Source organism: Klebsiella sp. OBRC7 (assembly GCF_000293135.1).
GTDB classification, from domain to species: Bacteria; Pseudomonadota; Gammaproteobacteria; order Enterobacterales; family Enterobacteriaceae; genus Klebsiella; species Klebsiella michiganensis.
In genome coordinates this window covers 47,963-74,719 of the sequence record NZ_ALNJ01000137.1, presented here as the reverse complement: position 1 = coordinate 74,719, position 26,757 = coordinate 47,963, and the positions used below count along the sequence as shown (strand labels likewise).

At 60.4% G+C, this 26,757-nt stretch carries 28 protein-coding genes and 1 other annotated feature; of the genes, 22 read left to right on the top strand and 6 right to left on the bottom strand.

The features are described 5' to 3' along the window. Window positions 1-221 precede the first annotated feature (221 nt). From nifE to nifM, 9 genes are all read left to right on the top strand, one after another. On the top strand, window positions 222-1,595 hold the full coding sequence (gene nifE / locus HMPREF1144_RS25820; RefSeq protein WP_004852395.1) for a nitrogenase iron-molybdenum cofactor biosynthesis protein NifE: 1,374 nt from the start codon (window positions 222-224) through the stop codon (window positions 1,593-1,595). 10 nt (window positions 1,596-1,605) lie between these two features. Further along, window positions 1,606-2,991: a nitrogenase iron-molybdenum cofactor biosynthesis protein NifN gene (nifN, locus tag HMPREF1144_RS25815; protein WP_009654509.1), complete on the top strand. Its 1,386-nt coding sequence runs from the start codon at window positions 1,606-1,608 to the stop codon at window positions 2,989-2,991. Further along, entirely contained in the window at window positions 2,978-3,448 is a 471-nt protein-coding gene (locus tag HMPREF1144_RS25810; RefSeq protein ID WP_004852397.1) for a NifB/NifX family molybdenum-iron cluster-binding protein, read from the top strand. The genes nifN and HMPREF1144_RS25810 overlap by 14 nt, the downstream gene beginning before the upstream one ends. A gap of 194 nt (window positions 3,449-3,642) precedes the next feature. Next, window positions 3,643-4,470 (top strand): Fe-S cluster assembly protein NifU, encoded by an 828-nt coding sequence (nifU, locus tag HMPREF1144_RS25805; RefSeq protein ID WP_009654499.1) that lies wholly within the window; start codon window positions 3,643-3,645, stop codon window positions 4,468-4,470. 30 nt (window positions 4,471-4,500) lie between these two features. Beyond that, complete coding sequence (gene nifS, locus HMPREF1144_RS25800) at window positions 4,501-5,703, top strand: cysteine desulfurase NifS (protein WP_009654503.1); 1,203 nt, start codon at window positions 4,501-4,503, stop codon at window positions 5,701-5,703. A gap of 14 nt (window positions 5,704-5,717) precedes the next feature. Further along, window positions 5,718-6,860, top strand: coding sequence for a homocitrate synthase (nifV, locus tag HMPREF1144_RS25795; RefSeq protein ID WP_004852400.1), 1,143 nt, complete (start codon window positions 5,718-5,720; stop codon window positions 6,858-6,860). Beyond that, window positions 6,860-7,120, top strand: a complete 261-nt coding sequence (locus tag HMPREF1144_RS25790; protein ID WP_004122407.1) for a nitrogenase-stabilizing/protective protein NifW — start codon at window positions 6,860-6,862, stop codon at window positions 7,118-7,120. The genes nifV and HMPREF1144_RS25790 overlap by 1 nt, the downstream gene beginning before the upstream one ends. Further along, window positions 7,117-7,563, top strand: a complete 447-nt coding sequence (locus HMPREF1144_RS25785; RefSeq protein ID WP_004852401.1) for a nitrogen fixation protein NifZ — start codon at window positions 7,117-7,119, stop codon at window positions 7,561-7,563. Before HMPREF1144_RS25790 ends, HMPREF1144_RS25785 begins: the two co-directional genes overlap by 4 nt. Next, window positions 7,560-8,360, top strand: a complete 801-nt coding sequence (gene nifM / locus HMPREF1144_RS25780) for a nitrogen fixation protein NifM (protein WP_009654479.1) — start codon at window positions 7,560-7,562, stop codon at window positions 8,358-8,360. The genes HMPREF1144_RS25785 and nifM overlap by 4 nt, the downstream gene beginning before the upstream one ends. Before the next feature lie 23 nt (window positions 8,361-8,383). Here the strand turns inward: nifM and HMPREF1144_RS25775 are convergent, their stop codons facing one another. Then, window positions 8,384-8,914, bottom strand: coding sequence for a flavodoxin (locus HMPREF1144_RS25775; protein WP_009654480.1), 531 nt, complete (start codon window positions 8,912-8,914; stop codon window positions 8,384-8,386). Window positions 8,915-9,226: 312 nt separating this feature from the next. On the opposite strand from HMPREF1144_RS25775, the gene nifL reads away from it, so the two are divergent. The 4 genes from nifL to HMPREF1144_RS25755 all read left to right on the top strand — a co-directional run bounded on the left by nifL (window position 9,227) and on the right by HMPREF1144_RS25755 (window position 14,359). After that, complete coding sequence (gene nifL / locus HMPREF1144_RS25770) at window positions 9,227-10,714, top strand: nitrogen fixation negative regulator NifL (protein ID WP_004852404.1); 1,488 nt, start codon at window positions 9,227-9,229, stop codon at window positions 10,712-10,714. Beyond that, a complete protein-coding gene (gene nifA, locus HMPREF1144_RS25765) occupies window positions 10,711-12,285 on the top strand; it encodes a nif-specific transcriptional activator NifA (protein WP_009654466.1) in 1,575 nt (524 codons plus the stop codon). Before nifL ends, nifA begins: the two co-directional genes overlap by 4 nt. Before the next feature lie 164 nt (window positions 12,286-12,449). Beyond that, window positions 12,450-13,856 carry a nitrogenase cofactor biosynthesis protein NifB gene (nifB, locus tag HMPREF1144_RS25760; protein WP_009654469.1) on the top strand — a complete coding sequence of 469 codons (1,407 nt, stop codon included), beginning with the start codon at window positions 12,450-12,452 and terminating at the stop codon, window positions 13,854-13,856. Further along, entirely contained in the window at window positions 13,856-14,359 is a 504-nt protein-coding gene (locus tag HMPREF1144_RS25755; RefSeq protein ID WP_009654462.1) for a nitrogen fixation protein NifQ, read from the top strand. Before nifB ends, HMPREF1144_RS25755 begins: the two co-directional genes overlap by 1 nt. Window positions 14,360-14,432: 73 nt before the next feature. Here the strand turns inward: HMPREF1144_RS25755 and HMPREF1144_RS25750 are convergent, their stop codons facing one another. The 4 genes from HMPREF1144_RS25750 to HMPREF1144_RS25740 form a co-directional block, all read right to left on the bottom strand. Then, a complete protein-coding gene (locus HMPREF1144_RS25750; protein WP_004122426.1) occupies window positions 14,433-15,791 on the bottom strand; it encodes an APC family permease in 1,359 nt (452 codons plus the stop codon). Next, a complete protein-coding gene (yoeI, locus tag HMPREF1144_RS34025) occupies window positions 15,781-15,843 on the bottom strand; it encodes a membrane protein YoeI (RefSeq protein WP_096335043.1) in 63 nt (20 codons plus the stop codon). Before yoeI ends, HMPREF1144_RS25750 begins: the two co-directional genes overlap by 11 nt. Window positions 15,844-16,078: 235 nt before the next feature. Beyond that, complete coding sequence (locus HMPREF1144_RS25745) at window positions 16,079-16,969, bottom strand: LysR family transcriptional regulator (protein ID WP_009654471.1); 891 nt, start codon at window positions 16,967-16,969, stop codon at window positions 16,079-16,081. A gap of 38 nt (window positions 16,970-17,007) precedes the next feature. Continuing rightward, the gene (locus HMPREF1144_RS25740; RefSeq protein ID WP_004852412.1) at window positions 17,008-17,832 is read right to left on the bottom strand and encodes an SDR family oxidoreductase; all 825 of its coding nucleotides are present in this window, start codon (window positions 17,830-17,832) and stop codon (window positions 17,008-17,010) included. Window positions 17,833-18,007: 175 nt separating this feature from the next. Between HMPREF1144_RS25740 and hisL the strand changes: the two genes are divergently transcribed. From hisL to hisIE, 9 genes are all read left to right on the top strand, one after another. After that, window positions 18,008-18,058, top strand: coding sequence for a his operon leader peptide (hisL, locus tag HMPREF1144_RS33140; RefSeq protein WP_009654477.1), 51 nt, complete (start codon window positions 18,008-18,010; stop codon window positions 18,056-18,058). Further along, window positions 18,034-18,156: a sequence feature (His leader region), on the top strand. Its footprint overlaps the gene before it by 25 nt. A gap of 47 nt (window positions 18,157-18,203) precedes the next feature. After that, window positions 18,204-19,103 carry an ATP phosphoribosyltransferase gene (gene hisG / locus HMPREF1144_RS25735; protein ID WP_004138766.1) on the top strand — a complete coding sequence of 300 codons (900 nt, stop codon included), beginning with the start codon at window positions 18,204-18,206 and terminating at the stop codon, window positions 19,101-19,103. A gap of 39 nt (window positions 19,104-19,142) precedes the next feature. Then, window positions 19,143-20,447, top strand: coding sequence for a histidinol dehydrogenase (gene hisD / locus HMPREF1144_RS25730; protein ID WP_004852413.1), 1,305 nt, complete (start codon window positions 19,143-19,145; stop codon window positions 20,445-20,447). Continuing rightward, the gene (hisC, locus tag HMPREF1144_RS25725) at window positions 20,444-21,505 is read left to right on the top strand and encodes a histidinol-phosphate transaminase (RefSeq protein ID WP_009654461.1); all 1,062 of its coding nucleotides are present in this window, start codon (window positions 20,444-20,446) and stop codon (window positions 21,503-21,505) included. The genes hisD and hisC overlap by 4 nt, the downstream gene beginning before the upstream one ends. Further along, window positions 21,502-22,569, top strand: coding sequence for a bifunctional histidinol-phosphatase/imidazoleglycerol-phosphate dehydratase HisB (hisB, locus tag HMPREF1144_RS25720; protein WP_004852417.1), 1,068 nt, complete (start codon window positions 21,502-21,504; stop codon window positions 22,567-22,569). The genes hisC and hisB overlap by 4 nt, the downstream gene beginning before the upstream one ends. Further along, a complete protein-coding gene (gene hisH, locus HMPREF1144_RS25715; protein ID WP_004852419.1) occupies window positions 22,569-23,159 on the top strand; it encodes an imidazole glycerol phosphate synthase subunit HisH in 591 nt (196 codons plus the stop codon). The genes hisB and hisH overlap by 1 nt, the downstream gene beginning before the upstream one ends. After that, on the top strand, window positions 23,159-23,896 hold the full coding sequence (gene hisA / locus HMPREF1144_RS25710; protein ID WP_004852421.1) for a 1-(5-phosphoribosyl)-5-[(5-phosphoribosylamino)methylideneamino]imidazole-4-carboxamide isomerase: 738 nt from the start codon (window positions 23,159-23,161) through the stop codon (window positions 23,894-23,896). The genes hisH and hisA overlap by 1 nt, the downstream gene beginning before the upstream one ends. After that, window positions 23,878-24,654 (top strand): imidazole glycerol phosphate synthase subunit HisF, encoded by a 777-nt coding sequence (hisF, locus tag HMPREF1144_RS25705; RefSeq protein WP_004852424.1) that lies wholly within the window; start codon window positions 23,878-23,880, stop codon window positions 24,652-24,654. Before hisA ends, hisF begins: the two co-directional genes overlap by 19 nt. Further along, complete coding sequence (gene hisIE, locus HMPREF1144_RS25700) at window positions 24,648-25,247, top strand: bifunctional phosphoribosyl-AMP cyclohydrolase/phosphoribosyl-ATP diphosphatase HisIE (protein ID WP_004852427.1); 600 nt, start codon at window positions 24,648-24,650, stop codon at window positions 25,245-25,247. The genes hisF and hisIE overlap by 7 nt, the downstream gene beginning before the upstream one ends. Before the next feature lie 83 nt (window positions 25,248-25,330). On the opposite strand, the gene HMPREF1144_RS25695 is transcribed toward hisIE, so the two are convergent. After that, window positions 25,331-26,650 carry a glycosyltransferase gene (locus HMPREF1144_RS25695; RefSeq protein ID WP_009654481.1) on the bottom strand — a complete coding sequence of 440 codons (1,320 nt, stop codon included), beginning with the start codon at window positions 26,648-26,650 and terminating at the stop codon, window positions 25,331-25,333. Between the last annotated feature and the right edge of the window lie 107 nt (window positions 26,651-26,757).

The window sequence follows — 26,757 nt, the reverse complement described above, 5'->3', positions numbered from 1 at the left end:
CGGGCTTCTTGATGCGCCTCCCCCCCCCTCGCTGCCAGCCTTCCAGCAACAAATAGCCATGCCAGCGCGATAGGTCGTAAAGCATTACATGCCGTCAATCCCTTGTCCGATTGTTGGCTTTGTCGCAAAGCCAACAACCCTTTTTCTTTAAATATCAAGGCACCGCTTATGGAGCGCGAATTGCATCTTCCCCCTCATCCCCCACCGTCAACGAGGTCACTATGAAGGGAAATGAAATTCTGGCGCTGCTGGATGAACCGGCTTGTGAACACAACCATAAACAAAAATCCGGCTGCAGCGCGCCCAAACCCGGCGCCACCGCCGGCGGCTGCGCGTTCGACGGCGCGCAGATAACCCTGCTGCCCATCGCCGACGTGGCGCATCTGGTCCACGGCCCGATCGGCTGCGCCGGAAGCTCATGGGATAACCGCGGCAGCGCCAGCTCCGGCCCCACCCTTAATCGGCTCGGGTTCACCACCGATCTCAACGAACAGGACGTGATTATGGGCCGCGGCGAACGCCGCCTGTTTCACGCCGTGCGCCATATCGTCACCCGCTATCATCCGGCGGCGGTCTTTATCTATAACACCTGCGTACCGGCCATGGAGGGCGATGACCTCGAAGCGGTATGCCAGGCCGCGCAGACCGCCACCGGCGTACCGGTTATCGCCATTGACGCCGCCGGTTTCTACGGCAGTAAAAATCTCGGTAACCGGCTGGCGGGCGACGTCATGGTCAAACGGGTCATCGGTCAGCGCGAGCCCGCGCCCTGGCCGGAGAGCACGCCCTTTGCCCCGGAGCAGCGTCACGATATTGGCCTGATTGGCGAATTCAATATTGCCGGCGAGTTCTGGCATATTCAGCCGCTGCTCGACGAGCTGGGGATCCGCGTACTCGGCAGCCTCTCCGGCGATGGCCGTTTCGCCGAGATCCAGACCATGCATCGGGCGCAGGCCAATATGCTGGTCTGCTCGCGGGCGCTAATTAACGTCGCCAGAGCCCTGGAGCTGCGCTACGGCACGCCGTGGTTCGAAGGCAGCTTCTACGGGATCCGCGCCACCTCCGACGCCCTGCGCCAGCTGGCGGCGCTGCTGGGCGACGACGACCTTAGCCAGCGCACCGAAGCGCTGATTGCGCGGGAGGAACAGGCGGCGGAACTGGCGCTACAGCCGTGGCGCGAACGGCTGCGCGGCCGCAAAGCGCTGCTCTATACCGGCGGGGTGAAATCCTGGTCGGTGGTCTCGGCGCTGCAGGATTTGGGCATGACCGTGGTGGCAACCGGTACGCGTAAATCCACCGAAGAGGATAAACAGCGGATCCGCGAGCTGATGGGCGAAGAGGCGGTAATGCTGGAAGAGGGCAACGCCCGCACGCTGCTGGATGTGGTCTATCGCTATCAGGCCGACCTGATGATTGCCGGCGGACGCAATATGTACACCGCCTATAAAGCCAGGCTGCCGTTTCTCGATATCAATCAGGAGCGCGAACACGCCTTCGCCGGCTACAAGGGGATCGTCACCCTCGCCCGCCAGCTGTGTCAGACCATCGACAGTCCCATCTGGCCGCAAACCCATGCCCGCGCCCCGTGGCACTAAGGAGTTCACCATGGCAGACATTTTCCGCACCGATAAACCGCTGGCGGTCAGCCCCATCAAGACCGGCCAGCCGCTCGGCGCAATCCTCGCCAGCCTCGGGATCGAACACAGCATCCCTCTGGTCCACGGCGCGCAGGGATGCAGCGCCTTCGCTAAAGTCTTTTTTATTCAACACTTCCACGACCCGATTCCCCTGCAGTCGACGGCGATGGACCCCACCTCGACGATTATGGGCGCGGACGGCAATATTTTCACCGCCCTGGATACCCTCTGCCAGCGCAACGCGCCGCAGGCTATCGTGTTGCTCAGCACCGGGCTGTCTGAGGCTCAGGGCAGCGACATTTCCCGCGTGGTTCGCCAGTTTCGCGAAGAGTATCCCCGGCACAAGGGCGTGGCGATATTAACCGTTAACACGCCGGATTTTTATGGTTCCATGGAGAACGGCTTCAGCGCGGTGCTCGAGAGCGTCATTGAGCAGTGGGTGCCGCCGGCGCCGCGCCCGGCTCAGCGCAATCGCCGGGTCAATCTGCTGGTCAGCCACCTCTGCTCGCCGGGCGATATCGAGTGGCTGCGCCGATGCGTCGAAGCCTTTGGTCTGCAGCCGATAATCCTGCCGGACCTGGCGCAATCGATGGATGGGCACCTGGCGCAAGGCGATTTCTCGCCGCTGACCCAGGGCGGGACGCCGCTGCGCCAGATAGAACAGATGGGACAAAGCCTGTGCAGCTTCGCCATTGGTGTCTCCCTCCACCGCGCGTCATCGCTGCTGGCCCCGCGCTGCCGGGGCGAGGTTATCGCCCTGCCGCACCTGATGACCCTCGATCGCTGCGACGTCTTTATTCATCAACTGGCGAAAATTTCCGGGCGCGCCGTTCCCGCGTGGCTGGAGCGCCAGCGCGGTCAGCTGCAGGATGCGATGATCGACTGTCATATGTGGCTCCAGGGCCAGCGCATGGCGATAGCGGCGGAAGGCGATCTGCTGGCGGCGTGGTGTGATTTCGCCAACAGCCAGGGGATGCAGCCCGGCCCGCTGGTGGCCCCTACCGGCCATCCCAGCCTGCGCCAGCTGCCGGTGGAACGCGTGGTGCCGGGAGATCTGGAGGATCTGCAAACGCTGCTGTGCGCCCAACCCGCCGACCTGCTGGTGGCCAACTCCCACGCCTGCGACCTGGCGGAGCAGTTTGCGCTGCCGCTGGTGCGCGCGGGTTTTCCGATCTTTGACAAGCTCGGTGAATTCCGCCGGGTGCGTCAGGGGTACAGCGGAATGCGCGATACGCTGTTCGAGCTGGCAAACCTGATGCGCGAGCGCCATCACCACCTCGCCCACTACCGATCGCCGCTGCGCCAGAACACCGAATCTTCACTCTCCACAGGAGGCGCCTATGCCGCCGATTAACCGTCAGTTTGATATGGTCCACTCCGATGAGTGGTCTATGAAGGTCGCCTTCGCCAGTTCCGACTATCGTCATGTCGATCAGCATTTTGGCGCCACGCCGCGGCTGGTGGTATACGGCGTCAAGGCGGATCGGGTCACCCTGATCCGGGTGGTTGATTTCTCCGTTGAGAACGGCCACCAGACGGAGAAGATCGCCAGGCGGATCCACGCCCTTGAGGATTGCGTCACGCTGTTCTGCGTGGCGATTGGCGACGCGGTTTTTCGTCAGCTTTTGCAGGTCGGCGTCCGCGCTGAACGCGTTCCCGCCGACACCACCATCGTCGGCTTACTGCAGGAGATCCAGCTCTACTGGTACGACAAAGGGCAGCGCAAAAATACGCGCCAGCGCGACCCGGAGCGCTTTACCCGTCTGCTGCAGGAACAGGAGTGGCGTGAGGAACCGGACCCGCGTCGCTAGCCGTGTCGTTTGTGTGACAAAGCCCACAAAACATCCCGACACTGTCGGGCGCGTCTTGTCAGGGTAAAATATAACAAATTGAAAATATTGAATTTTATTCTCTGGTATCGCATTTGCTAGTTCGTTAACGCCACCGCACTCCTGCGGTGAACCGCGCCCCGGCGTTTTCCGTCCTCATCCCTGGAGCTGACAGCATGTGGAATTACTCCGAGAAAGTGAAAGACCATTTTTTTAATCCCCGCAACGCGCGCGTGGTGGACAACGCCAACGCGGTAGGCGATGTGGGGTCATTAAGCTGCGGCGACGCGCTGCGCCTGATGCTGCGCGTTGACCCGCAAAGCGAAATTATCCAGGAAGCGGGCTTCCAGACCTTCGGCTGCGGCAGCGCCATCGCCTCCTCCTCCGCGCTGACGGAGCTGATTATCGGCCATACCCTCGCCGAAGCCGGGCAGATAACCAATCAGCAGATTGCCGATTATCTCGACGGACTGCCGCCGGAGAAAATGCACTGCTCGGTGATGGGTCAGGAAGCCCTGCGCGCGGCCATCGCCAACTTTCGCGGCGAAAGCCTGGAGGAGGAGCACGACGAGGGCAAGCTGATCTGCAAATGCTTCGGCGTCGATGAAGGGCATATTCGCCGCGCGGTACAGAACAACGGGCTGACCACCCTTGCCGAGGTGATCAACTACACCAAAGCGGGCGGCGGCTGCACCTCTTGCCACGAAAAAATTGAGCTGGCGCTGGCGGAGATCCTCGCCCAGCAGCCGCCGCAGACGCCGCCCGCTGCGGCCAGCGGCAAAGATCCGCACTGGCAGAGCGTCGTCGAGACCATCGCTGAACTGCGGCCGCATATTCAGGCCGACGGCGGCGACATGGCGCTACTCAGCGTCGCCAACCACCAGGTGACCGTCAGCCTCTCCGGCAGCTGTAGCGGCTGCATGATGACCGATATGACCCTGGCCTGGCTGCAGCAAAAACTGATGGAACGCACCGGCTGTTATATGGAAGTGGTGGCGGCCTGAGCCGCGGTTAACTGACCCAAGGGGGACAAGATGAAACAGGTTTATCTCGATAACAACGCCACCACCCGTCTGGACCCGATGGTCCTGGAAGCGATGATGCCCTTTTTGACCGACTTTTACGGCAACCCCTCATCGATACACGATTTTGGCATACCGGCCCAGGCGGCTCTGGAACGCGCGCATCAACAGACCGCGGCGCTGCTGGGCGCGGAGTATCCCAGCGAGATCATCTTTACCTCCTGCGCCACCGAAGCTACCGCCACCGCCATCGCCTCGGCCATCGCCCTGCAGCCGGAGCGGCGCGAAATTATCACCAGCGCGGTCGAACATCCGGCGACGCTGGCGGCCTGCGAGCACCTGGAGCGCCAGGGCTACCGGATTCATCGCATCGCGGTGGATAGCGAGGGGGCGCTGGACATGGCGCAGTTCCGCGCGGCGCTCAGCCCGCGCGTCGCGCTGGTCAGCGTGATGTGGGCGAATAACGAAACCGGGGTGCTTTTCCCGATCGGCGAAATGGCGGAGCTGGCCCATGAACAAGGGGCGCTGTTTCACTGCGATGCGGTACAGGTGGTGGGCAAAATGCCGATTGCCGTGGGCGAGACCCGCATCGACATGCTCTCCTGCTCGGCGCATAAGTTTCACGGACCAAAAGGCGTAGGCTGCCTCTATCTGCGCCGGGGAACGCGCTTTCGCCCGCTGCTGCGCGGCGGTCATCAGGAGTACGGTCGGCGCGCCGGGACGGAAAATATCTGCGGAATCGTCGGCATGGGCGCGGCCTGCGAGCTGGCGAATATTCATCTGCCGGGAATGGCGCATATCGGCCAGCTGCGCGACAGGCTGGAGCATCGCCTGCTGGCCAGCGTGCCGTCGGTCATGGTGATGGGCGGTAGCCAGCCGCGGGTGCCCGGCACGGCAAATCTGGCCTTTGAGTTTATTGAGGGTGAGGCCATTCTGCTGCTGCTCAACCAGGCCGGGATCGCCGCCTCCAGCGGCAGCGCCTGCACCTCAGGCTCGCTGGAACCCTCCCACGTGATGCGGGCGATGAATATCCCCTATACCGCCGCCCACGGCACCATCCGCTTTTCCCTCTCGCGCTACACCCGGGAGAAAGAGATCGATTACGTCGTCACCGCGCTGCCGCCGATTATCGAGCGGCTGCGCGCGCTGTCGCCCTACTGGCACAACGGCAAGCCGCGCCCGGCGGACGCCGTCTTCACGCCGGTTTACGGCTAAGGCGGAGGTAGCTGATGGGACGCGTGCTGATTAACGATACCACCCTGCGCGACGGCGAACAGAGCCCCGGCGTCGCCTTTCGCACCAGCGAAAAGGTCGCCATTGCCGAGGCGCTTTACGCCGCAGGGATTACGGCGATGGAGGTCGGCACCCCGGCGATGGGGGACGAGGAGATCGCGCGGATCCAGCTGGTGCGTCGCCAGCTGCCCGACGCGACCCTGATGACCTGGTGCCGGATGAACGCGCTGGAAATCCGCCAGAGCGCCGATCTGGGCGTTGACTGGGTGGATATTTCGATTCCAGCTTCGGACAAGCTGCGGCAGTACAAACTGCGCGAGCCGCTGACGGTGCTGCTGGAGCGGCTGGCGATGTTTATCCATCTTGCGCATAGCCTCGGCCTGAAGGTATGCATCGGCTGCGAGGACGCCTCGCGGGCCAGCAGCCAGACCCTGCGCGCTATCGCCGGGGTCGCGCAGCAGTGCGCCGCCGCCCGCCTGCGCTATGCCGATACGGTCGGCCTGCTCGACCCTCTCACCACCGCGGCGCAAATCTCGGCCCTGCGCGAAGTCTGGTCCGGGGAAATCGAAATGCACGCCCACAACGACCTGGGTATGGCCACCGCCAATACGCTGGCGGCGGTAAGCGCCGGGGCCACCAGCGTGAATACGACGATCCTCGGCCTCGGCGAGCGGGCGGGCAACGCGGCGCTGGAAACCGTCGCGCTGGGCCTTGAACGCTGCCTGGGCGTGGAGACCGGCGTGCATTTTTCGGCACTGCCCGCGCTCTGTCAGAGGGTCGCGGAAGCCGCCCAGCGCGCCATCGACCCGCAGCAGCCGCTGGTCGGCGAGCTGGTGTTTACCCATGAGTCAGGTGTCCACGTGGCGGCGCTGCTGCGCGACAGCGAGAGTTACCAGTCCATCGCCCCTTCCCTGATGGGCCGCAGCTACCGGCTGGTGCTGGGCAAACACTCCGGGCGTCAGGCGGTCAACGGCGTTTTTGACCAGATGGGCTATCACCTCAACGCCGCGCAGATTAACCAGCTGCTGCCCGCCATCCGCCGCTTCGCCGAGAACTGGAAGCGCAGCCCGAAAGATTACGAGCTGGTGGCTATCTACGATGAGCTGTGCGGTGAATCCGCCCTGCGGGCGAGGGGGTAATGATGGAGTGGTTTTATCAAATTCCCGGCGTGGACGAACTTCGCTCCGCCGAATCCTTTTTCCAGTTTTTCGCCGTCCCCTATCAGCCCGAGCTGCTTGGCCGCTGCAGCCTGCCGGTGCTGGCAACGTTTCATCGCAAACTCCGCGCCGAGGTGCCGCTGCAAAACCGGCTCGAGGATAACGATCGCGCGCCCTGGCTGCTGGCGCGAAGACTGCTCGCGGAGAGCTATCAGCAACAGTTTCAGGAGAGCGGAACATGAGACCGAAATTCACCTTTAGCGAAGAGGTCCGCGTTGTACGCGCAATTCGTAACGACGGCACCGTGGCGGGCTTCGCTCCCGGCGCGCTGCTGGTCAGGCGCGGCAGCACCGGCTTTGTGCGCGACTGGGGCGTTTTTTTGCAGGATCAAATTATCTACCAGATCCACTTTCCGGAAACCGATCGGATCATCGGCTGCCGCGAACAGGAGCTGATCCCCATCACCCAGCCGTGGCTGGCAGGAAACTTGCAATACGGGGATAGCGTGACCTGCCAGATGGCGCTCGCGGTCAACGGCGATGTGGTCGTGAGCGCCGGCCAGCGGGGACGCATTGAGGCTACCGATCGGGGAGAGTTCGGCGACAGCTACACCGTCGATTTTAGCGGCCGCTGGTTCAGAGTCCCGGCGCAGGCCATCGCCCTTGCAGAGGAGAGAGAAGAATGAAACCATGGCAACGTTTTGCCGGGCAGCGGCTGGCGCGCAGCCGCTGGAATCGCGATCCGGCGGCCCTGGATCCGGCCGATACGCCGGCTTTTGAACAGGCCTGGCAACGCCAGTGCCATATGGAGCAGACGATCGTCGCGCGGGTCCCTGAAGGCGATGTTCCGGAGGCGTTGCTGGAGAATATCGCCGCCTCCCTTGCCATCTGGCTCGACGAGGGGGATTTTACTCAGCCCGAGCGCGCTGCCATCGTGCGCCATCACGCCCGGCTGGAACTCGCCTTTGCCGATATCGCCCGCCAGGCGCCGCAGCCGGACCTCTCCACGGTACAGGCGTGGTATCTGCGCCACCAGACGCAGTTTATGCGCCCGGAACAGCGTCTGACCCGCCACCTGCTGCTGACGGTCGATGGCGACCGCGAAGCCGTGCACCAGCGGATCCTCGGTCTGTACCGACAAATCAACGCCTCCCGGGACGCTTTCGCTCCGCTGGCCCAGCGCCATTCCCACTGCCCAAGCGCCCTGGAAGAGGGTCGTTTAGGCTGGATTAGCCGCGGCCTGCTCTATCCGCAGCTCGAGACCGCGCTGTTTTCACTGGCGGAAAACGCGCTAAGCCTTCCCATCGCCAGCGAGCTGGGGTGGCATCTTTTATGGTGCGAAGCGATTCGCCCCGCCGCGCCCATGGAGCCGCAGCAGGCGCTGGAGAGCGCGCGTGATTATCTTTGGCAGCAGAGCCAGCAGCGCCATCAGCGCCAGTGGCTGGAACAGATGATCTCCCGTCAGCCGGGACTGTGCGGGTAGCCTCGGCGGCTACCCGTTAACGCCTACAGCACGCTGCGTTTAATCTCCTCAAGCCAGCTCGCCAGACGCGCTTCGGTCTGGTCGAACTGGTTATCCTGATCCAGCACCAGCCCAATAAAGCGTTCGCCTTCCAGCGCCGCAGAGGCGCTGAATTCATAACCCTCATTTGGCCAGCTGCCAATCATCTGCGCGCCGCGCGCGCTCAGGGCGTCGAACAGCGGGCGCATCCCGCTAACGAAGTTGTCCGGATAGCCTCTCTGATCGCCGAGGCCGAACAGCGCCACGGTTTTCCCTTTCAGGCTGGCGTCGTCGAGGCCGCTGATAAATTCGCTCCATGATTCGCTTTCGCATCCGGCCGCCAGCCCCGGCAGCTGGCCGTCACCGAGCGTCGGCGTGCCCAGCAGCAGCACCGGATAGGCCATAAAGTCGTCTAGCGTCGTGCGGTTAATGTTAACCGGGGCATCCGCCAGCTCACCCAGCTGCTTGTGGATCATTTTCGCGATTTTGCGGGTTTTACCGGTATCGGTGCCAAAGAAAATACCAATGTTCGCCATGTTGCGCTCCTGTCGGAAAAGGGGGTTGAAAACACGCGTTCTCGCAGGGGTATTGCGAAGGCTGTGCCAGGTTTCTTTGCACTACCGCGGCCCATCCTTGCCCCAAAACGATCGCTTCAGCCCCCTCCCGCCGCGCGCGGCGGGGCGCTTAAAATGCAAAAAGCGCCTGCTTTTCCCGTACCGGATCAATGTTTCTGCTCATCACGCCGATAAGGGCGCACGGTTTGCATGGTTATCACCGTTCGGAAAACACCGCGGCATCCCTGTCATGGTGTCGGACAATTTGTCATAACTGCGACACAGGAGTTTGCGATGACCCTGAATATGATGCTCGATAACGCCGTACCCGAGGCGATTGCCGGTGCGCTGACTCAACAACATCCGGGGCTATTTTTTACGATGGTCGAACAGGCATCGGTAGCGATTTCCCTCACCGATGCCCGGGCGAATATTATCTACGCCAACCCGGCGTTTTGCCGCCAGACTGGATACTCGCTGGCGCAATTGCTCAATCAAAACCCGCGTCTGCTGGCCAGCAGCCAGACGCCGCGCGAGATTTACCAGGAGATGTGGCAAACCCTGCTCCAGCGCCAGCCGTGGCGCGGTCAGCTGATTAATCAGCGCCGCGACGGCGGCCTGTATCTGGTGGATATCGACATCACGCCGGTGCTGAATCCGCAGGGCGAGCTGGAGCATTATCTGGCGATGCAGCGGGATATCAGCGTCAGCTATACCCTGGAACAGCGGCTGCGCAATCATATGACGCTGATGGAGGCGGTGCTCAACAACATCCCCGCCGCCGTGGTCGTGGTGGATGAGCAGGATCGGGTGGTGATGGATAATCTCGCCTACAAAACGTTCTGCGCGGACTGCGGCGGGAAAGAGCTGCTGGTCGAGCTCCAGATTTCACCGCGCAAAATGGGGCCCGGCGCGGAGCAAATCCTGCCGGTGGTGGTTCGCGGCGCGGTCCGCTGGCTGTCGGTGACCTGCTGGGGACTGCCCGGCGTAAGCGAAGAAGCCAGCCGCTATTTTGTCGACAGCGCCCCGGCGCGCACGCTGGTGGTGATCGCCGACTGCACCCAGCAGCGCCAGCAGCAGGAGCAGGGCCGTCTCGACCGTCTGAAGCAGCAGATGACCGCCGGAAAGCTGCTGGCCGCGATTCGCGAGTCGCTGGACGCGGCGCTGATTCAGCTTAATTGCCCAATCAACATGCTGGCGGCGGCCCGCCGGCTGAACGGCGAAGGCAGCGGCAACGTGGCGCTGGATGCGGCGTGGCGCGAAGGTGAAGAGGCCATGGCGCGCCTGCAGCGCTGCCGCCCTTCTCTTGAGCTGGAAAGCAATGCCGTCTGGCCGCTTCAGCCCTTTTTTGACGACCTGTACGCCCTTTACCGCACCCGCTTTGACGATCGCGCGCGGCTGCAGGTGGACATGGCATCACCGCATCTGGTCGGCTTCGGCCAGCGTACCCAGATGCTGGCCTGCTTAAGTTTATGGCTCGATCGGACGCTGGCCCTCGCCGCCGAGCTGCCCTCCGTACCGCTGGAGATCGAGCTTTATGCCGAAGAGGACGAGGGCTGGCTCTCGCTGTATCTCAACGACAATGTCCCGCTGCTGCAGGTGCGCTACGCCCACTCCCCCGATGCCTTAAACTCTCCCGGCAAAGGGATGGAGCTGCGGCTGATCCAAACGCTGGTCGCCTACCACCGCGGCGCGATTGAACTGGCTTCGCGCCCGCAGGGAGGCACCAGCCTCGTTCTGCGATTCCCGCTCTTTGATACCCTGACCGGAGGTGAGCAATGATCCATAAATCCGATTCGGACACTACCGTCAGGCGCTTCGATCTCTCCCAACAGTTTACCGCCATGCAGCGGATAAGCGTGGTGCTGAGCCGCGCTACCGAAGCGAGCAAAACCCTGCAGGAGGTGCTGAGCGTTTTACATAACGATGCGTTTATGCAGCACGGGATGATTTGCCTGTACGACAGCCAGCAGGAGATCCTGAGCATCGAAGCACTGCAGCAAACGGAAAACCAGACGCTGCCCGGCAGTACGCAAATTCGCTACCGGCCGGGGGAAGGATTGGTCGGTACCGTACTGGCGCAGGGCCAGTCGCTGGTACTGCCGCGCGTCGCCGATGACCAGCGCTTTCTCGATCGTCTGAGCCTGTACGACTACGACCTGCCGTTTATCGCCGTTCCGCTAATGGGCCCCCATTCCCGGCCCATCGGCGTACTGGCGGCGCAGCCGATGGCGCGTCAGGAAGAGCGGCTGCCCGCCTGCACGCGCTTTCTCGAAACCGTCGCCAATCTGATCGCCCAGACGATTCGCCTGATGATCCTGCCTACCTCCGCCGCGCAGCCGCCGCAGCAGAGCCCCAGAATAGAGCGCCCGCGGGCGTGTACCCCTTCGCGCGGTTTCGGCCTGGAGAATATGGTCGGCAAAAGCCCGGCGATGCGGCAGATTATGGACATTATCCGTCAGGTCTCCCGCTGGGATACCACGGTGCTGGTACGCGGCGAGAGCGGCACCGGGAAAGAGCTGATCGCCAACGCCATTCATCATAATTCCCCGCGCGCCGCCGCCGCATTCGTCAAATTTAACTGCGCGGCGCTGCCGGACAATCTGCTGGAGAGCGAGCTGTTCGGCCATGAGAAAGGCGCGTTTACCGGCGCGGTGCGCCAGCGGAAAGGCCGCTTTGAGCTGGCGGACGGCGGCACCTTATTCCTCGATGAGATCGGCGAAAGCAGCGCCTCGTTTCAGGCCAAGCTGCTGCGAATTCTGCAAGAAGGAGAGATGGAGCGCGTCGGCGGCGATGAAACCCTGCGCGTCAACGTACGCATCATCGCGGCGACCAACCGCCACCTGGAAGAGGAGGTACGGCTGGGGCATTTCCGCGAAGACCTTTACTACCGCCTGAACGTGATGCCTATCGCGCTGCCGCCGCTGCGCGAGCGCCAGGAGGATATCGCCGAACTGGCGCATTTCCTGGTACGAAAAATCGCCCACAGCCAGGGGCGAACGCTGCGCATCAGCGATGGGGCAATTCGCCTGCTGATGGAGTACAGCTGGCCGGGAAACGTCCGCGAACTGGAAAACTGTCTCGAACGTTCGGCGGTGATGTCGGAAAGCGGCCTGATCGACCGGGACGTGATTCTGTTCAACCATCGCGATAACCCGCCGAAAGCGCTGCCCAACGGCGGCCAGACGGAAGACGGCTGGCTCGACAACAGCCTCGACGAGCGCCAGCGGCTGATTGCCGCCCTGGAAAAAGCGGGCTGGGTGCAGGCCAAAGCGGCGCGGCTGCTCGGGATGACGCCGCGTCAGGTGGCGTATCGCATTCAGATCATGGATATCACCATGCCGCGACTGTGAAGCGTTATGTGAGATTCAGGACATTGTCGCCAGCGCGGCGGAATTGCGACAATTTTACCTGGCCGGCTGTCAGCTAAAGCGTTTATTTTTCATAGCATTGCAAAAAACCCCTCTGGTATAGCATTTGCAGCAGGAAGGTATCGCCCAACCACGAAGGTACGACCATGACTTCCTGCTCCTCTTTTTCTGGCGGCAAATCCTGCCGCCCGGCGGATGACAGCGCCCTGACGCCGCTTGTGGCCGATAAAGCTGCCGCGCACCCCTGCTACTCTCGCAATGGGCATCACCGTTTCGCGCGGATGCATCTGCCCGTCGCGCCCGCCTGCAATTTGCAGTGCAACTACTGTAATCGCAAATTCGATTGCAGCAACGAGTCCCGCCCCGGGGTATCGTCAACGCTGCTGACGCCTGAACAGGCGGTCGTGAAAGTGCGTCAGGTCGCGCAGGCGATCCCGCAGCTTTCGGTGGTGGGCATCGCCGGGCCCGGCGATCCGCTCGCCAATATCGCCCGCACCTTTCGCACCCTGGCGCTGATCCGCGAACAGCTGCCGGACCTGAAATTATGCCTGTCGACCAACGGACTGATGCTGCCTGACGCGGTGGACCGCCTGCTGGATGTCGGCGTTGACCACGTCACGGTCACCATTAACACCCTCGACGCGGAGATTGCCGCGCAAATCTACGCCTGGCTATGGCTGGACGGCGAGCGCTACAGCGGACGCGAAGCGGGAGAGATTCTGATTGCCCGTCAGCTGGAGGGCGTGCGCAGGCTGACCGCCCAGGGCGTGCTGGTGAAAATAAATTCGGTGCTGATCCCCGGCATCAACGATAGCGGCATGGCCGACGTGAGCCGCGCGCTGCGGGCCAGCGGCGCGTTTATCCATAATATTATGCCGCTGATCGCCAGGCCGGAGCACGGCACGGTGTTTGGCCTCAACGGCCAGCCGGAGCCGGACGCAGAGACGCTCGCCGCCACCCGCAGCCGGTGCGGAGAAGTGATGCCGCAGATGACCCACTGCCACCAGTGCCGCGCCGACGCCATCGGGATGCTTGGCGAAGACCGCAGCCAACAGTTTACCCAGCTTCCGGCCCCGGAGAGCCTCCCGGCCTGGCTGCCGATCCTCCACCAGCGCGCGCAGCTGCATGCCAGCATTGCGACCCGCGGCGAATCTGAAGCCGATGACGCCTGCCTGGTCGCCGTGGCGTCAAGCCGCGGGGACGTGATTGATTGCCACTTTGGCCACACCGACCGGTTCTCTATCTACAGCCTCTCGGCCGCCGGCATGGTGCTGGTCAACGAACGGTTTACGCCCAAATATTGTCAGGGGCGCGAAGAGTGCGAGCCGCAGGATAACGCGGCCCGGTTCGCGGCGATCCTCGAACTGCTGGCGGACGTTAAAGCCGTATTCTGCGTGCGTATCGGCCATACGCCGTGGCAAATGCTGGAACAGGAAGGCATTGAACCGTGCGTTGACGGCGCATGGCGGCCGGTCTCCGAAGTGCTGCCAGCGTGGTGGCAACAGCGTCGGGGGAGCTGGCCTGCCGCGTTGCCGCATAAGGGGGTCGCCTGATGCCGCCGCTCGAATGGCTGCGGCGCTTATGGCTGCTGTACCACGCGGGTCAAGGCAGCTTTCCTCTGCGCATGGGTCTTAGCCCGCGCGACTGGCAGGCGCTGCGCCGGCGGTTGGGCGAGGCTGAAACGCCGCTGGACGGCGAGACGCTCACACGCCGCCGCCTGATGGCGGAGCTCAACGCCACCCGCGAAGAGGAGCGCCAGCAGCTGGGCGCATGGCTGGCGGGCTGGATGCAGCAGGAGGCCGGGCCGATGGCGCAGATTATCGCCGAGGTTTCGCTGGCGTTTAACCATCTCTGGCAGGATCTTGGTCTGGCGTCGCGCGCCGAACTGCGCCTGCTGATGCTCGACTGCTTTCCGCAGCTGGTGGCGATGAACCAACACAATATGCGCTGGAAAAAGTTCTTTTATCGTCAGCGCTGTTTGCTGCAGCAGGGGGAAGTTATCTGCCGTTCGCCAAGCTGCGACGAGTGCCGGGAGCGCAGCGCCTGTTTTGAGTAGCGGTTACCCGAAGGGGGACTGCAAACAAAAAAGCCGGAGGTTTCCCTCCGGCTTTTCACATCATCAAACGTGATTACGCGACGTCTTCGTACTGCGGTACCGGGTTGCGGAAGCTTTTGGTCACGCAGGCCAGGTAGACCAGACCAATACCGCCCCAGATCAGGCCGAGAACCATGGAGCTCTCTTCGAGGTTGATCCACAGTGCGCCGACGGTCAGCGCGCCGCACACCGGCAGAATCAGATAGTTGAAGTGGTCTTTCAGCGTTTTGTTGCGCTTTTCACGGATCCAGAACTGGGAGATCACCGACAGGTTAACGAAGGTGAATGCCACCAGCGCGCCGAAGTTAATCAACGCTGTCGCCGTGACGAGGTCGAATTTAATCGCCAGCAGGGCAATCGCGCCAACCAGCAGCACGTTCCACGCCGGAGTCCGCCATTTCGGATGCACGTAGCCGAAGAAACGCGTCGGGAACACGCCGTCGCGGCCCATCACGTACATCAGACGGGAAACGCCCGCGTGCGCGGCCATGCCGGACGCCAGTACGGTGACGCTGGAGAAAATCAGCACGCCCCACTGGAAGGTTTTGCCCGCCACGTACAGCATGATTTCAGGCTGCGATGCGTCCGGATCCTTAAAGCGCGAGATATCCGGGAAGTACAGCTGCAGGAAGTAGGAAGCGCCGATAAAGATCAGGCCGCCAATCAGCGCGGTCAGGAAGATAGCCTTCGGGATCACGCGCTCCGCGTCTTTGGTCTCTTCAGACAGCGAAGAGATGCCGTCGAAGCCGAGGAACGAGAAGCACAGGATGGTCGCGCCGGTAATCATCGGCACCACGTGCGCGCCTTCAGACCAGAACGGACGGGTGCTGGTCAGCGTGCCCGCGCCTTCACCGTGCATAACGCCGTAGATAATCAGGCCAACAATCACCGCCACGATGCCCATCTGCAGGATAACGATCAGGGTGTTGAAGTTCGCCACGGTCTTGATGCTGCGCAGGTTGGAGATGGTCATAAAGGCCACCAGCGCGACAACGAAGATCCACGATGGAATAGAAGGCACCAGCGCTTCAAAGTAAATTTTCGCCAGCAGAATGTTGATCATCGGCATGAACAGGTAGTCCAGCAGCGATGACCAGCCAACCATAAAGCCAACGGCCGGGCTAATGGATTTCTGCGCGTAGGTATAAGCGGAACCCGCCGACGGGAAACGACGAACCAGTTTACCGTAGCTCAGCGCCGTGAAAAGAATGGCGATCAGCGCGAAGGCGTAAGCCGTCGCAACGTGACCATCAGTCAATCCAGAGACGATACCAAACGTATCGAACAGCGTCATCGGCTGCATATAGGCCAGGCCCATCATGACAACCGGAATCAACGTAAGCGTTTTACGTAATTCCACGCGAGAGGTTTTTGGAGTAGCGTTATGCGACATAGTTATCCCCTTTTACGGTGAACGCCAGCGCGTAAGCAAAAAATTGCCCCATTTCTTTGTATTCCTCAGCGACAACCACTGTCGGTTTTTAGTAAATATCTATCCGGTACGAAGCCCGGCCTCTTGGTATTGAATGATGTGTCTTTCAACCAAAAAAATAACCGACACTTTAAAAAAGCGTCGGCCAGTTTCTGATTTTCAGGACGCGTATTTTGCAACAACTACTGGCACGATGACAAGATGTTACAAGCCTTAATAATCACGACGATTCTCTAACAGATTAATATTCATACGATTTTAGTATTATAGACCTGATGGATAGCACTATTTGCTAATATCTCCTTTCGCCACCACTCGCGCGCCTGCCCGCAAATATCTTCATTCCAGCCAATCCACGCGCGATTGACCGGTTCAGGCACCGTCGTTCTTAATATTTGTAGCTCGCCGCGGGCGATGAAAGGCTGTACCTGAAATAGCGGCAAATAGCCCCATCCCAGTCCGGCGCACAGCAGCGTCAGCCGGGCGGAAAGATCGAATACCGCCAGGCTGTCCTGAGCGTCAATCTGCGGCCAAGCGCTGTCGGCCACAATCGCCCGATGACGGCGCAACGTCCGCCAGCCCAGCGGGCCGGCAATCTGCGCAAGCGGATGCCGGGGCGCAACAACAAACGCCTGCGCCACCTCTCCCAGCAGAACCGCGCCGCAGCCGCTGAGCGCCGGCGGGTCGCCCAGTACGCCGAGCAGAAGATCCGCCCGCCCTTCCATCAGCATCTGCCAGTTTGCGCCTGGGGTATCGCGGCGGAATTCAAGGCGGGTGGCGTGATGCTGGCGATAAAACGCCGCGATCGACGGGGCCAGCAGCGGGAACGGAAAGGTGGCGTCGACGTTGAGTATCAGCGTATTTTCCCAGCCCTGATGTAGCCTGACGGCCTGCTTTTCCAGTTCGCGGGCGGTGTGCAGCACCTCGCGCCCCTTTTCCAGCAGCATCTGCCCGGTACGGGTAAAGCGCGCCCGGTGGCCGCTGCGGTCAAGCAGTTGAATATTGAGATCGCTTTCCAGCTTATGAATGGTGTAGCTCAGCGCCGACGGCGTTTTATAGAGCTTCGCCGAGGCGGCGGCAAAACTGCCCTCTTTGTCGAGGGCATCAAGAATGACGAGCACATCCAGCAGTGGTTTCATCGCTACCCCCTTACGGTACGCGATTCACCGCTGGCGCATTACTCCATCGGCATGACCAGCGGGTCGGGGTACTGGTACTCAAACCCCAGTTCGTTGCAAATACGGCTGCCATCCACGATCTTGCCGCTACCGTTCTCCGGGTTATCAGAGAATACGGGGACGGGAAGCCCAAGCTCGCGGGCCATCTGCGGATAAAAGACGCCGCGCGCGGGATGCTTAGGCGCACATATATTATAGATGCGCCCGCCTTTCGGAGCCTGCAGTAACAGTTCGATCGCGGCAATCACATCCTGAAGATGCACCAGATTGACGCCGTGCTGGCCGTCCGGCGCGGATTTTCCGGCAAAAAAGCGCCCCGGATGACGGGACGGCCCCACCAGCCCGGCGAGGCGCAGAATGTCCACCGAGGTGCCGGGAAGGTTATGCAGCCAGTCCTCCAGCTCTTTCAGCACCCGCCCGCTGGCGGTTTGCGGGTTGCGGGGCGAATTTTCTTTCAGCGTGCCGCTGGCGTTGCCGTAAACCGACGTCGAGCTGGTGAATATGATGCGCGGCACGTGATGCGCCAGCGCGGTATCGACGATCTCCTGTACCGCCTGAAGATAAAAGTCCTCTCCCGGTCCGGTTCGCCGCGCCGGTAAGGTAATGACCAGCGCGTCAACGTTCATTAAGGCATCCAGATCCTCGGTGTCGCAGACCAGCTGCGGCTCCAGACGCAGCGGATAGCCGTCGATGCCGCACATCCGCGCCGCCTCGACGCCATCCTGCGTGGTCTTACTGCCGGTCACCTGCCATCCCCGCGACATCAACGACAGCGCAAGCGGCATACCCAGCCATCCTAAACCTACAATTGCGACCTTTTTCATCCCCTTGCTCCTGAATTTTCGCTGTGTTGACTTAAGGCTACGCCAGCCGGCGGCAGCTGACAATTTCTTAGGTCAATATGAAATCAATTAATGATAGAAAAAAGCCCTTGCTTTATGCGAGTGAAGTGGTTTAGGTTAAAAGGCATCAAATGCATAGTCATTCACAGAGAATTTTATGAACAGCGTTCAATTTAAAAACCACCATCATCACCATCATCCTGACTAGTCTTTCAGGCGATGTGTGCTGGAAGACGTATGGATCTTCCAGTGGTGCATGAACGCAAAGAGAGCCCCCGGAAGATTCACTTCCGGGGGCTTTTTTTTGGACCGAATTCGGACAGATTCAGACAGGGTTACAGAGGAAAATAAGAATGTTAGACAACAGCCGTTTACGCATAGCTATTCAGAAATCAGGGCGTTTAAGCGAAGATTCACGCGAATTACTCAGCCGCTGCGGCATCAAAGTGAATTTGCACACCCAGCGCCTGATCGCGCTGGCGGAAAATATGCCCATCGATATTCTGCGCGTGCGTGATGACGATATTCCGGGCCTTATCATGGACGGCGTGGTCGATTTGGGGATTATCGGCGAAAACGTGCTGGAGGAAGAGCTGCTGAGCCGCCGCGCTCAGGGCGAAGACCCGCGCTACTTTACCCTGCGCCGTCTCGACTTCGGCGGCTGCCGCCTGTCGCTGGCGACCCCGGCGGATGAACCCTGGGACGGCCCGGCGATGCTTAACGGCAAACGCATCGCCACCTCCTACCCGCACCTGCTGAAGCGCTACCTTGACCAGAAAGGCATCTCGTTCAAATCCTGCCTGCTGAACGGCTCGGTTGAAGTGGCCCCGCGCGCCGGTCTGGCCGACGCGATTTGCGACCTGGTATCAACCGGCGCGACTCTCGAAGCGAACGGCCTGCGCGAAGTGGAAGTGATGTTCCGCTCCAAAGCCTGCCTGATCCAGCGCGACGGCGAGATGGCCGATAGCAAACAGCAGCTGATCGACCGCCTGCTGACCCGCATTCAGGGGGTGATTCAGGCCCGCGAATCAAAATACATCATGATGCACGCGCCGACCGAGCGCCTGGAAGAAGTGATTGCCCTGCTGCCCGGCGCCGAGCGCCCGACCATTCTGCCGCTGGCGGGTGACAAGCAGCGCGTGGCGATGCACATGGTGAGCAGCGAAACCCTGTTCTGGGAAACCATGGAAAAACTGAAAGCGCTGGGCGCCAGCTCCATTCTGGTCCTGCCGATTGAGAAGATGATGGAGTAATCCGGCGGATCGGTCACGGGATAAACAGGGGAAACAACCATGAGCTTCAACACAATTATCGACTGGAACGGCTGTAGCGCTGAACAACAGCAACAGCTCTTAATGCGCCCGGCCATTTCCGCCTCCGAGAGCATCAGCAGGACGGTGTCGGAGATCCTGAATAACGTTAAAGACAACGGCGATGCGGCTCTGCGTGAATATAGCGCTAAGTTCGACAAAACCGACGTCAAGGCGCTGAAGGTCAGCGACGAAGAGATTGCCGCCGCCGGCGCGCGCCTGAGCGACGAGCTCAAGCAGGCGATGGCCGTAGCGGTCAAAAATATCGAAACCTTCCACAACGCGCAGCGGCTGCAGGCCGTCGATGTGGAAACCCTGCCGGGCGTGCGCTGCCAGCAGGTGACCCGCCCTATCGCCTCCGTCGGCTTATATATTCCCGGCGGCTCGGCGCCGCTGTTCTCCACGGTGCTGATGCTCGCCACGCCGGCGCGCATCGCCGGCTGCCAGCAGGTGGTGCTGTGCTCGCCGCCGCCGATTGCCGATGAAATCCTCTATGCCGCCCAGCTGTGCGGCGTGCGCAATATCTTTAACGTCGGCGGCGCGCAGGCGATTGCCGCCCTGGCTTTCGGCACCGAATCGGTGGCGAAAGTCGATAAAATCTTTGGCCCTGGCAACGCCTTCGTGACCGAAGCCAAGCGCCAGGTCAGCCAACGTCTTGACGGCGCGGCTATCGATATGCCCGCCGGGCCGTCGGAAGTGCTGGTGATCGCCGACAGCGGAGCCACCCCGGATTTCGTCGCCTCTGACCTGCTTTCCCAGGCGGAGCACGGCCCGGATTCGCAGGTGATCCTGCTGACGCCGGATAGCGAGATGGCTACCCGCGTCGCGCAAGCCGTTGAGCGCCAGCTGGCCGCGCTGTCCCGTGCGGAAACGGCCCGCGTGGCGCTCTCCGCCAGCCGCATCATCGTGGCCCGCGATATCGCCCAGTGCGTGGAGATTTCCAATCAGTACGGTCCGGAGCACCTGATTATTCAGACCCGCAACGCCCGCGAACTGGTCGACGGCATTACCAGCGCCGGTTCGGTATTTCTCGGCGACTGGTCGCCGGAGTCCGCCGGCGATTACGCCTCCGGCACCAACCACGTGCTGCCGACCTACGGCTACACCGCCACCTGCTCCAGCCTCGGCCTTGCGGATTTTCAGAAACGCATGACCGTGCAGGAGCTGTCGCGCGACGGGTTTGCCGCCCTCGCCTCAACGATTGAGATTCTGGCCGCCGCCGAGCGTCTGGACGCCCACAAAAACGCCGTTACGCTGCGCGTCGCAGCCCTTAAGGAGCAAGCATGAGCATTGAAGATTTAGCCCGCGCCAACGTCCGCGCGCTGACGCCGTATCAATCTGCTCGCCGTCTGGGCGGTAAAGGCGACGTCTGGCTGAACGCCAACGAATTCCCGACCGCGGTCGCGTTTCAGCTGACCGAGCAGACGATGAACCGCTATCCGGAACCGCAGCCGAAAGCGGTCATTGAACGCTACGCGCAGTATGCGGGCGTCAAGCCGGAGCAGGTACTGGTCAGCCGCGGCGCCGATGAAGGCATTGAACTGCTGATCCGCGCCTTCTGCGAGCCGGGCCAGGACGCGGTGCTCTACTGCCCGCCGACCTACGGCATGTACAGCGTCAGCGCCGAAACCATCGGCGTGACCTGCCGGACGGTGCCCACACTCGCCGACTGGCAGCTGGATCTGCCGGGCATCGCGGCCAATCTTGACGGCGTGAAAGTGGTGTTCGTCTGCAGCCCGAATAACCCGACCGGGCAGATTATCAACCCGAAAGATTTTCGCACCCTGCTGGAGATGGCGCGCGGTAAAGCCATCGTGGTCGCAGATGAGGCCTATATTGAGTTCTGCCCGCAGGCCACGCTGGCGACCTGGCTCAACGAGTATCCGCATCTGGTGATTCTGCGTACCCTCTCCAAGGCCTTCGCCCTGGCCGGACTGCGCTGCGGCTTTACCCTCGCCAACGCCGAGGTGATTAACGTGCTGATGAAGGTTATCGCACCTTATCCGCTCTCGACGCCGGTCGCCGACATCGCCGCCCAGGCGCTCAGCGCGGAAGGCATTGCCGCCATGCGGGCGCGCGTGGCGCAGATCCTCGCCGAACGCGATTATCTGGTCAGCCAGCTGCGCAGCATCGCCTGCGTTGAAGAGGTGTTCGATTCCGAGAGCAACTACGTTCTGGCGCGGATCACCGCCTCCAGCGCGGTATTTAAATCTTTGTGGGATCAGGGCATTATCTTACGTGACCAGAATAAACAACCTTCATTAAGCGGCTGTTTGCGTATCACTATCGGTACCCGTGCAGAGAGCCAGCGCGTCATTGACGCTTTGACTGCGGAGAATGTATGACCCAGAAGTTTCTCTTTATTGACCGTGACGGTACGCTGATTTCCGAGCCACCGGTTGATTTTCAGGTAGACCGCTTCGATAAGCTGGCGTTTGAGCCGCAGGTGATCCCGGCCCTGCTGAAGCTGCAGCAGGAAGGGTACAAGCTGGTGATGATCACCAATCAGGACGGGCTGGGAACCGCCAGCTTGCCGCAGGACGAGTTCGACGGCCCGCACAACCTGATGATGCAGATTTTCGCCTCGCAGGGCGTCAACTTTGACGAGGTGCTGATTTGTCCGCATCTCCCGGCGGATAACTGCGACTGCCGCAAGCCGAAAACCAAACTGGTGCTGCCGTGGCTGGAGCAAGGGGTGATGGACACCGCCAACAGCTACGTGATTGGCGACCGCGCGACCGACATTCAGCTGGCGGATAACATGGGCATTATCGGCCTGCGCTATGACCGTGAAAAGCTGGACTGGCCGACCATTTGCGAACAGCTAACCCGCCGCGACCGCTACGCCCACGTTGAGCGCATCACCAAAGAGACCCAGGTGGATGTGAAAGTGTGGCTGGACCGCGAAGGCGGCAGCAAAATCTCCACCGGCGTCGGCTTCTTCGATCATATGCTGGACCAAATCGCTACCCACGGCGGCTTCCGCCTGGAGGTTAACGTTGGCGGCGATCTGTATATCGACGATCACCACACCGTGGAAGATACCGGGCTGGCGCTCGGCGAAGCGCTGAAGCTGGCGCTCGGCGATAAGCGCGGCATCGGCCGTTTCGGTTTTGTGCTGCCGATGGACGAATGTCTGGCCCGCTGCGCGCTGGATATCTCCGGCCGTCCGCACCTCGAATATAAAGCCGACTTTACCTATCAGCGCGTTGGCGATCTGAGCACCGAGATGGTGGAACACTTCTTCCGCTCGCTCTCCTATACCATGGCGGTCACTCTGCACCTGAAAACCAAGGGCAAAAACGACCACCACCGCGTAGAGAGCCTGTTTAAGGCCTTCGGCCGCACGCTACGCCAGGCGATTCGCGTCCAGGGCGACACGCTGCCGTCTTCGAAAGGGGTACTCTGATGAACGTGGTGATCCTCGATACCGGCTGCGCCAACCTCAATTCGGTGAAATCCGCGGTGAGCCGCCACGGCTATGAGCCGCAGGTCAGCCGCGACCCGGATGTGGTGCTGCGCGCCGATAAGCTGTTTCTGCCGGGGGTGGGGACGGCTCAGGCGGCGATGGACCAGCTGCGCGAGCGCGAGTTAATCGAACTGATTAAAGCCTGTACCCAGCCGGTGCTGGGCATTTGCCTCGGTATGCAGCTGCTGGGAAAACGCAGCGAAGAGAACAACGGCGTCGACCTGCTGGGCATTATCGACCAGGACGTGCCGAAAATGACCGATCACGGCCTGCCGCTGCCGCATATGGGCTGGAACCAGGTGTATGCCAAAGCCGGCGATCGTCTGTTTCGCGGCATTGAAGACGGGGCGTATTTTTACTTCGTCCACAGCTACGCAATGCCGGTCAACGTCAATACCATCGCCCAGTGCAGCTACGGCGAGGCCTTCACCGCGGCGGTGCAGAAAGATAACTTCTTTGGCGTCCAGTTCCACCCTGAACGCTCCGGCAGCGCCGGGGCGCAGCTGCTGAAAAACTTCCTGGAGATGTGATGATCATTCCTGCTTTAGATTTAATTGACGGCACGGTCGTCCGTCTCCATCAGGGCGATTACGGCCAGCAGCGCGACTACGGTAACGACCCGCTGCCGCGCCTGCAATCCTATGCCGCCCAGGGGGCCGAAGTGCTGCACCTGGTCGACCTGACCGGGGCGAAAGATCCGGCGAAGCGCCAGATCCCGCTGCTGAAAACCCTGGTTGCCGGCGTGAATGTACCGGTGCAGGTTGGCGGCGGCGTGCGGACGGAAGAAGACGTGGCCGCCCTGCTTGAAGCGGGCGTGGCGCGCGTGGTGGTGGGTTCGACGGCGGTGAAGTCGCCGGAAGTGGTGAAAGGCTGGTTTAAACGTTTTGGCCCGCAGCATCTGGTGCTGGCGCTTGACGTGCGGATCGACGCGGAAGGCCGCAAGCAGGTGGCGGTCAGCGGCTGGCAGGAGAACTCCGGCGTAACCCTGGAGGAGCTGGTGGAGAGCTATCAGTCCGTCGGCCTGCAGCACGTGCTGTGCACCGATATTTCCCGCGACGGGACGCTGGCCGGGTCTAACGTCTCGCTGTATGAAGAAGTCTGCGCCCGCTATCCGCAGGTCGCGTTTCAGTCTTCCGGCGGCATTGGCGATCTGCATGATATCGCCGCGCTGCGCGGAACCGGAGTGCGCGGGGTGATTGTCGGCCGGGCGCTGCTGGAAGGTAAATTTAACGTAACGGAGGCCATTCAATGCTGGCAAAACGGATAATCCCCTGTCTCGACGTTCGCGACGGCCAGGTAGTGAAAGGCGTGCAGTTCCGTAATCACGAAATCATCGGTGATATCGTCCCGCTGGCAAAACGCTATGCCGACGAAGGCGCGGATGAGCTGGTGTTCTACGATATCACCGCCTCCAGCGACGGCCGCGTGGTGGACAAAAGCTGGGTGTCGCGGGTCGCGGAAGTGATCGATATTCCGTTCTGCGTTGCCGGCGGCATTAAGTCGCTGGACGATGCGGCGCAAATCCTCTCCTTCGGCGCGGATAAAATCTCCATCAACTCCCCTGCCCTGGCGGATCCGACTCTGATTACCCGCCTGGCCGATCGGTTCGGCGTGCAGTGTATTGTGGTGGGCATTGATACCTGGTTTGACGCCGCGAGCGGCAAGTATCACGTCAACCAGTATACCGGCGATGAGAGCCGGACGCGGGTGACGCAGTGGGAAACCCTGGACTGGGTGCAGGAAGTGCAAAAGCGCGGGGCCGGCGAGATCGTCCTCAATATGATGAACCAGGACGGCGTGCGTAACGGCTACGATCTGGCGCAGTTAAGCAAGGTGCGCGCCGTCTGCCGCGTGCCGCTGATTGCATCCGGCGGCGCGGGCACCATGGAGCACTTCCTGGAAGCCTTCCGCGACGCCAACGTCGACGGCGCGCTGGCCGCCTCGGTGTTCCACAAGCAAATTATCAACATTGGTGAACTGAAAACGTACCTGGCAGCACAGGGCGTGGAGATTAGGGTATGTTAAGTGAACAGCTGGATTGGCAAAAAACCGACGGTCTGATGCCGGTCATCGTGCAGCACGCCGTTTCTGGTGAAGTGCTGATGCTGGGCTATATGAATCAGGAGGCGCTGGCGAAAACCGAAGAAACCGGCAAAGTGACCTTTTATTCGCGGACCAAACAGCGTCTGTGGACCAAGGGGGAAACGTCGGGCAATTTCCTCAATGTGGTGAGCATCACCCCGGATTGCGATAACGATACCCTGCTGGCGCTGGTTAATCCGATTGGCCCAACCTGCCATAAAGGCACCTCAAGCTGCTTTGGCGAAACCGGCCATCAGTGGCTGTTCTTATATCAGCTGGAGCAGCTGCTGGCGGAACGCAAACACGCCGATCCGGAGAGCTCCTATACCGCGAAGCTGTACGCCAGCGGCACCAAACGTATTGCGCAGAAGGTGGGAGAAGAAGGCGTGGAAACCGCGCTGGCCGCAACGGTGCATGACCAGTTCGAGCTGAAGAATGAAGCGTCGGATTTGATGTATCACCTGCTGGTGCTGCTGCAGGATCAGGGGCTGAATTTGACGGATGTGGTGGAAAACCTGCGGAGCAGGCATAAGTAAGTCATCAAAGGGAGGCGGCACAACGCCTCCCTTGCAATATCAACATCGCCAGCGCGCTGTTTGATATCACCTGTTTATCGTCGTCATGACTTTTTTCGTGCAGTTATTTCTTTAACTAGCCTCAATGGTTTCGTCATTTTCCACGATAAAGATGAAACCAAATCTGTATAGCGCTGGGTCAGCTCATGGTACGCATTTTCGATGCTGAGCAATTTCTGTTGTCGAGTTTGATACTCGTCCTCTAAATGCGTATTCCGCTGTTCAAGCTCGTGGATAATGGTGGTTTTATCGCTAACCTGCGCCTTCAGAACATCAATTTCACTTCGCTGAGATACCGTCGACTGTTTAAGAGAAGTCATTTCTTCCTGCAGCGTTGAGTTCAACATTTGTGCATGTTCCAGCTCGCATAGCGCTCTGTCTTTCAGAGAAAAAATATACTCTTCCGCTGACTGATTAACGATCCGGCCATACGCAGCTTTGATAAAGTCATCATAAAAGTCATCACGATCGATTTCTAAAGATAAGATGAACGACTTCACATCGTTGAAGAGCAGGTTAAAGGAAGGGCCCGAGATCGTATTTAAGTTCCACTCAAGAAAAACAACGGCGTAATTATTAAAATCACGACTTCTGGACGCCAGTAAATCACGATCTTGCATAAACAAACGTAGCGAAGTTAATGCCTGCAGCGCGCAGTGCCACGAATCTTCTCTGGTGGAAGAAAGCGACTCAGCGCGATGGATAGTATGAGAGATTAAGATCTCATCAAGCAGAGAGATACGATTTGCTAACAGCATGAAACAACACACAAAGTACAGGTCGTTTGTGGTTCTCAGCGGTTGAAACTCCAGGCCCGATGCCAGGATAGCCTCGCGTCTAAAAAGCTTATCCCATGGCCACCATATAAAGGCTCTGAAAAAATCGTCAGCAATTTCCCGTGAAGAGAAGACCTCTTTTTCAGGCAGTAAATCCTCCCGCGCCGACAAAGGCATGGGAGAGCGGGTATTGGTTTGCAGATCGATTGACTGGCACCGGCAGATAACAACATCCGTTTGCTGGGCCGTAGCCCGGTCGGACATTCTCTTTAACATCTCTTTATCGGCGTAATCGTCATCGTCGAGGAAAATGATGTATTCGCCGGTCGCGATACGTAAGCCGATATTTCGCGATTCGCCGCCACCGACGTTGCTCGGATTGGTGATAACCCGGACTCGCGAATCTTCACTGGCTATTTTAGTGACGATATCCAGAGTATTATCCGTTGAGTTATCGTTAACAAGGATAATCTCAATCTCTTTTAAAGACTGGGCTAACACCGTAGTAAGCGTCTCAGCAATATACTCCGCGGCGTTATGGACAGGGATAATAACGGATACAATAACGTTACTTAATTCATCAGACATTCAATCACCTTCAAAATAAGAGGCACGCAATCATTAAACTCATCATGCGTTTGCTGAGCAGTTACATAGCTTAAAATGCAACCGCTTCGGAGGTGTTTGATTTACAT

Coding starts and splice junctions, on each gene's coding strand:
- nifE (WP_004852395.1), top strand. CDS start 222: ATGAAGGGAAATGAAATTCTGGCGCTGCTGGATGAACCGGCTTGTGAA.
- nifN (WP_009654509.1), top strand. CDS start 1,606: ATGGCAGACATTTTCCGCACCGATAAACCGCTGGCGGTCAGCCCCATC.
- HMPREF1144_RS25810 (WP_004852397.1), top strand. CDS start 2,978: ATGCCGCCGATTAACCGTCAGTTTGATATGGTCCACTCCGATGAGTGG.
- nifU (WP_009654499.1), top strand. CDS start 3,643: ATGTGGAATTACTCCGAGAAAGTGAAAGACCATTTTTTTAATCCCCGC.
- nifS (WP_009654503.1), top strand. CDS start 4,501: ATGAAACAGGTTTATCTCGATAACAACGCCACCACCCGTCTGGACCCG.
- nifV (WP_004852400.1), top strand. CDS start 5,718: ATGGGACGCGTGCTGATTAACGATACCACCCTGCGCGACGGCGAACAG.
- HMPREF1144_RS25790 (WP_004122407.1), top strand. CDS start 6,860: ATGATGGAGTGGTTTTATCAAATTCCCGGCGTGGACGAACTTCGCTCC.
- HMPREF1144_RS25785 (WP_004852401.1), top strand. CDS start 7,117: ATGAGACCGAAATTCACCTTTAGCGAAGAGGTCCGCGTTGTACGCGCA.
- nifM (WP_009654479.1), top strand. CDS start 7,560: ATGAAACCATGGCAACGTTTTGCCGGGCAGCGGCTGGCGCGCAGCCGC.
- HMPREF1144_RS25775 (WP_009654480.1), bottom strand. CDS start 8,914: ATGGCGAACATTGGTATTTTCTTTGGCACCGATACCGGTAAAACCCGC.
- nifL (WP_004852404.1), top strand. CDS start 9,227: ATGACCCTGAATATGATGCTCGATAACGCCGTACCCGAGGCGATTGCC.
- nifA (WP_009654466.1), top strand. CDS start 10,711: ATGATCCATAAATCCGATTCGGACACTACCGTCAGGCGCTTCGATCTC.
- nifB (WP_009654469.1), top strand. CDS start 12,450: ATGACTTCCTGCTCCTCTTTTTCTGGCGGCAAATCCTGCCGCCCGGCG.
- HMPREF1144_RS25755 (WP_009654462.1), top strand. CDS start 13,856: ATGCCGCCGCTCGAATGGCTGCGGCGCTTATGGCTGCTGTACCACGCG.
- HMPREF1144_RS25750 (WP_004122426.1), bottom strand. CDS start 15,791: ATGTCGCATAACGCTACTCCAAAAACCTCTCGCGTGGAATTACGTAAA.
- HMPREF1144_RS25745 (WP_009654471.1), bottom strand. CDS start 16,969: ATGAAACCACTGCTGGATGTGCTCGTCATTCTTGATGCCCTCGACAAA.
- HMPREF1144_RS25740 (WP_004852412.1), bottom strand. CDS start 17,832: ATGAAAAAGGTCGCAATTGTAGGTTTAGGATGGCTGGGTATGCCGCTT.
- hisG (WP_004138766.1), top strand. CDS start 18,204: ATGTTAGACAACAGCCGTTTACGCATAGCTATTCAGAAATCAGGGCGT.
- hisD (WP_004852413.1), top strand. CDS start 19,143: ATGAGCTTCAACACAATTATCGACTGGAACGGCTGTAGCGCTGAACAA.
- hisC (WP_009654461.1), top strand. CDS start 20,444: ATGAGCATTGAAGATTTAGCCCGCGCCAACGTCCGCGCGCTGACGCCG.
- hisB (WP_004852417.1), top strand. CDS start 21,502: ATGACCCAGAAGTTTCTCTTTATTGACCGTGACGGTACGCTGATTTCC.
- hisH (WP_004852419.1), top strand. CDS start 22,569: ATGAACGTGGTGATCCTCGATACCGGCTGCGCCAACCTCAATTCGGTG.
- hisA (WP_004852421.1), top strand. CDS start 23,159: ATGATCATTCCTGCTTTAGATTTAATTGACGGCACGGTCGTCCGTCTC.
- hisF (WP_004852424.1), top strand. CDS start 23,878: ATGCTGGCAAAACGGATAATCCCCTGTCTCGACGTTCGCGACGGCCAG.
- hisIE (WP_004852427.1), top strand. CDS start 24,648: ATGTTAAGTGAACAGCTGGATTGGCAAAAAACCGACGGTCTGATGCCG.
- HMPREF1144_RS25695 (WP_009654481.1), bottom strand. CDS start 26,650: ATGTCTGATGAATTAAGTAACGTTATTGTATCCGTTATTATCCCTGTC.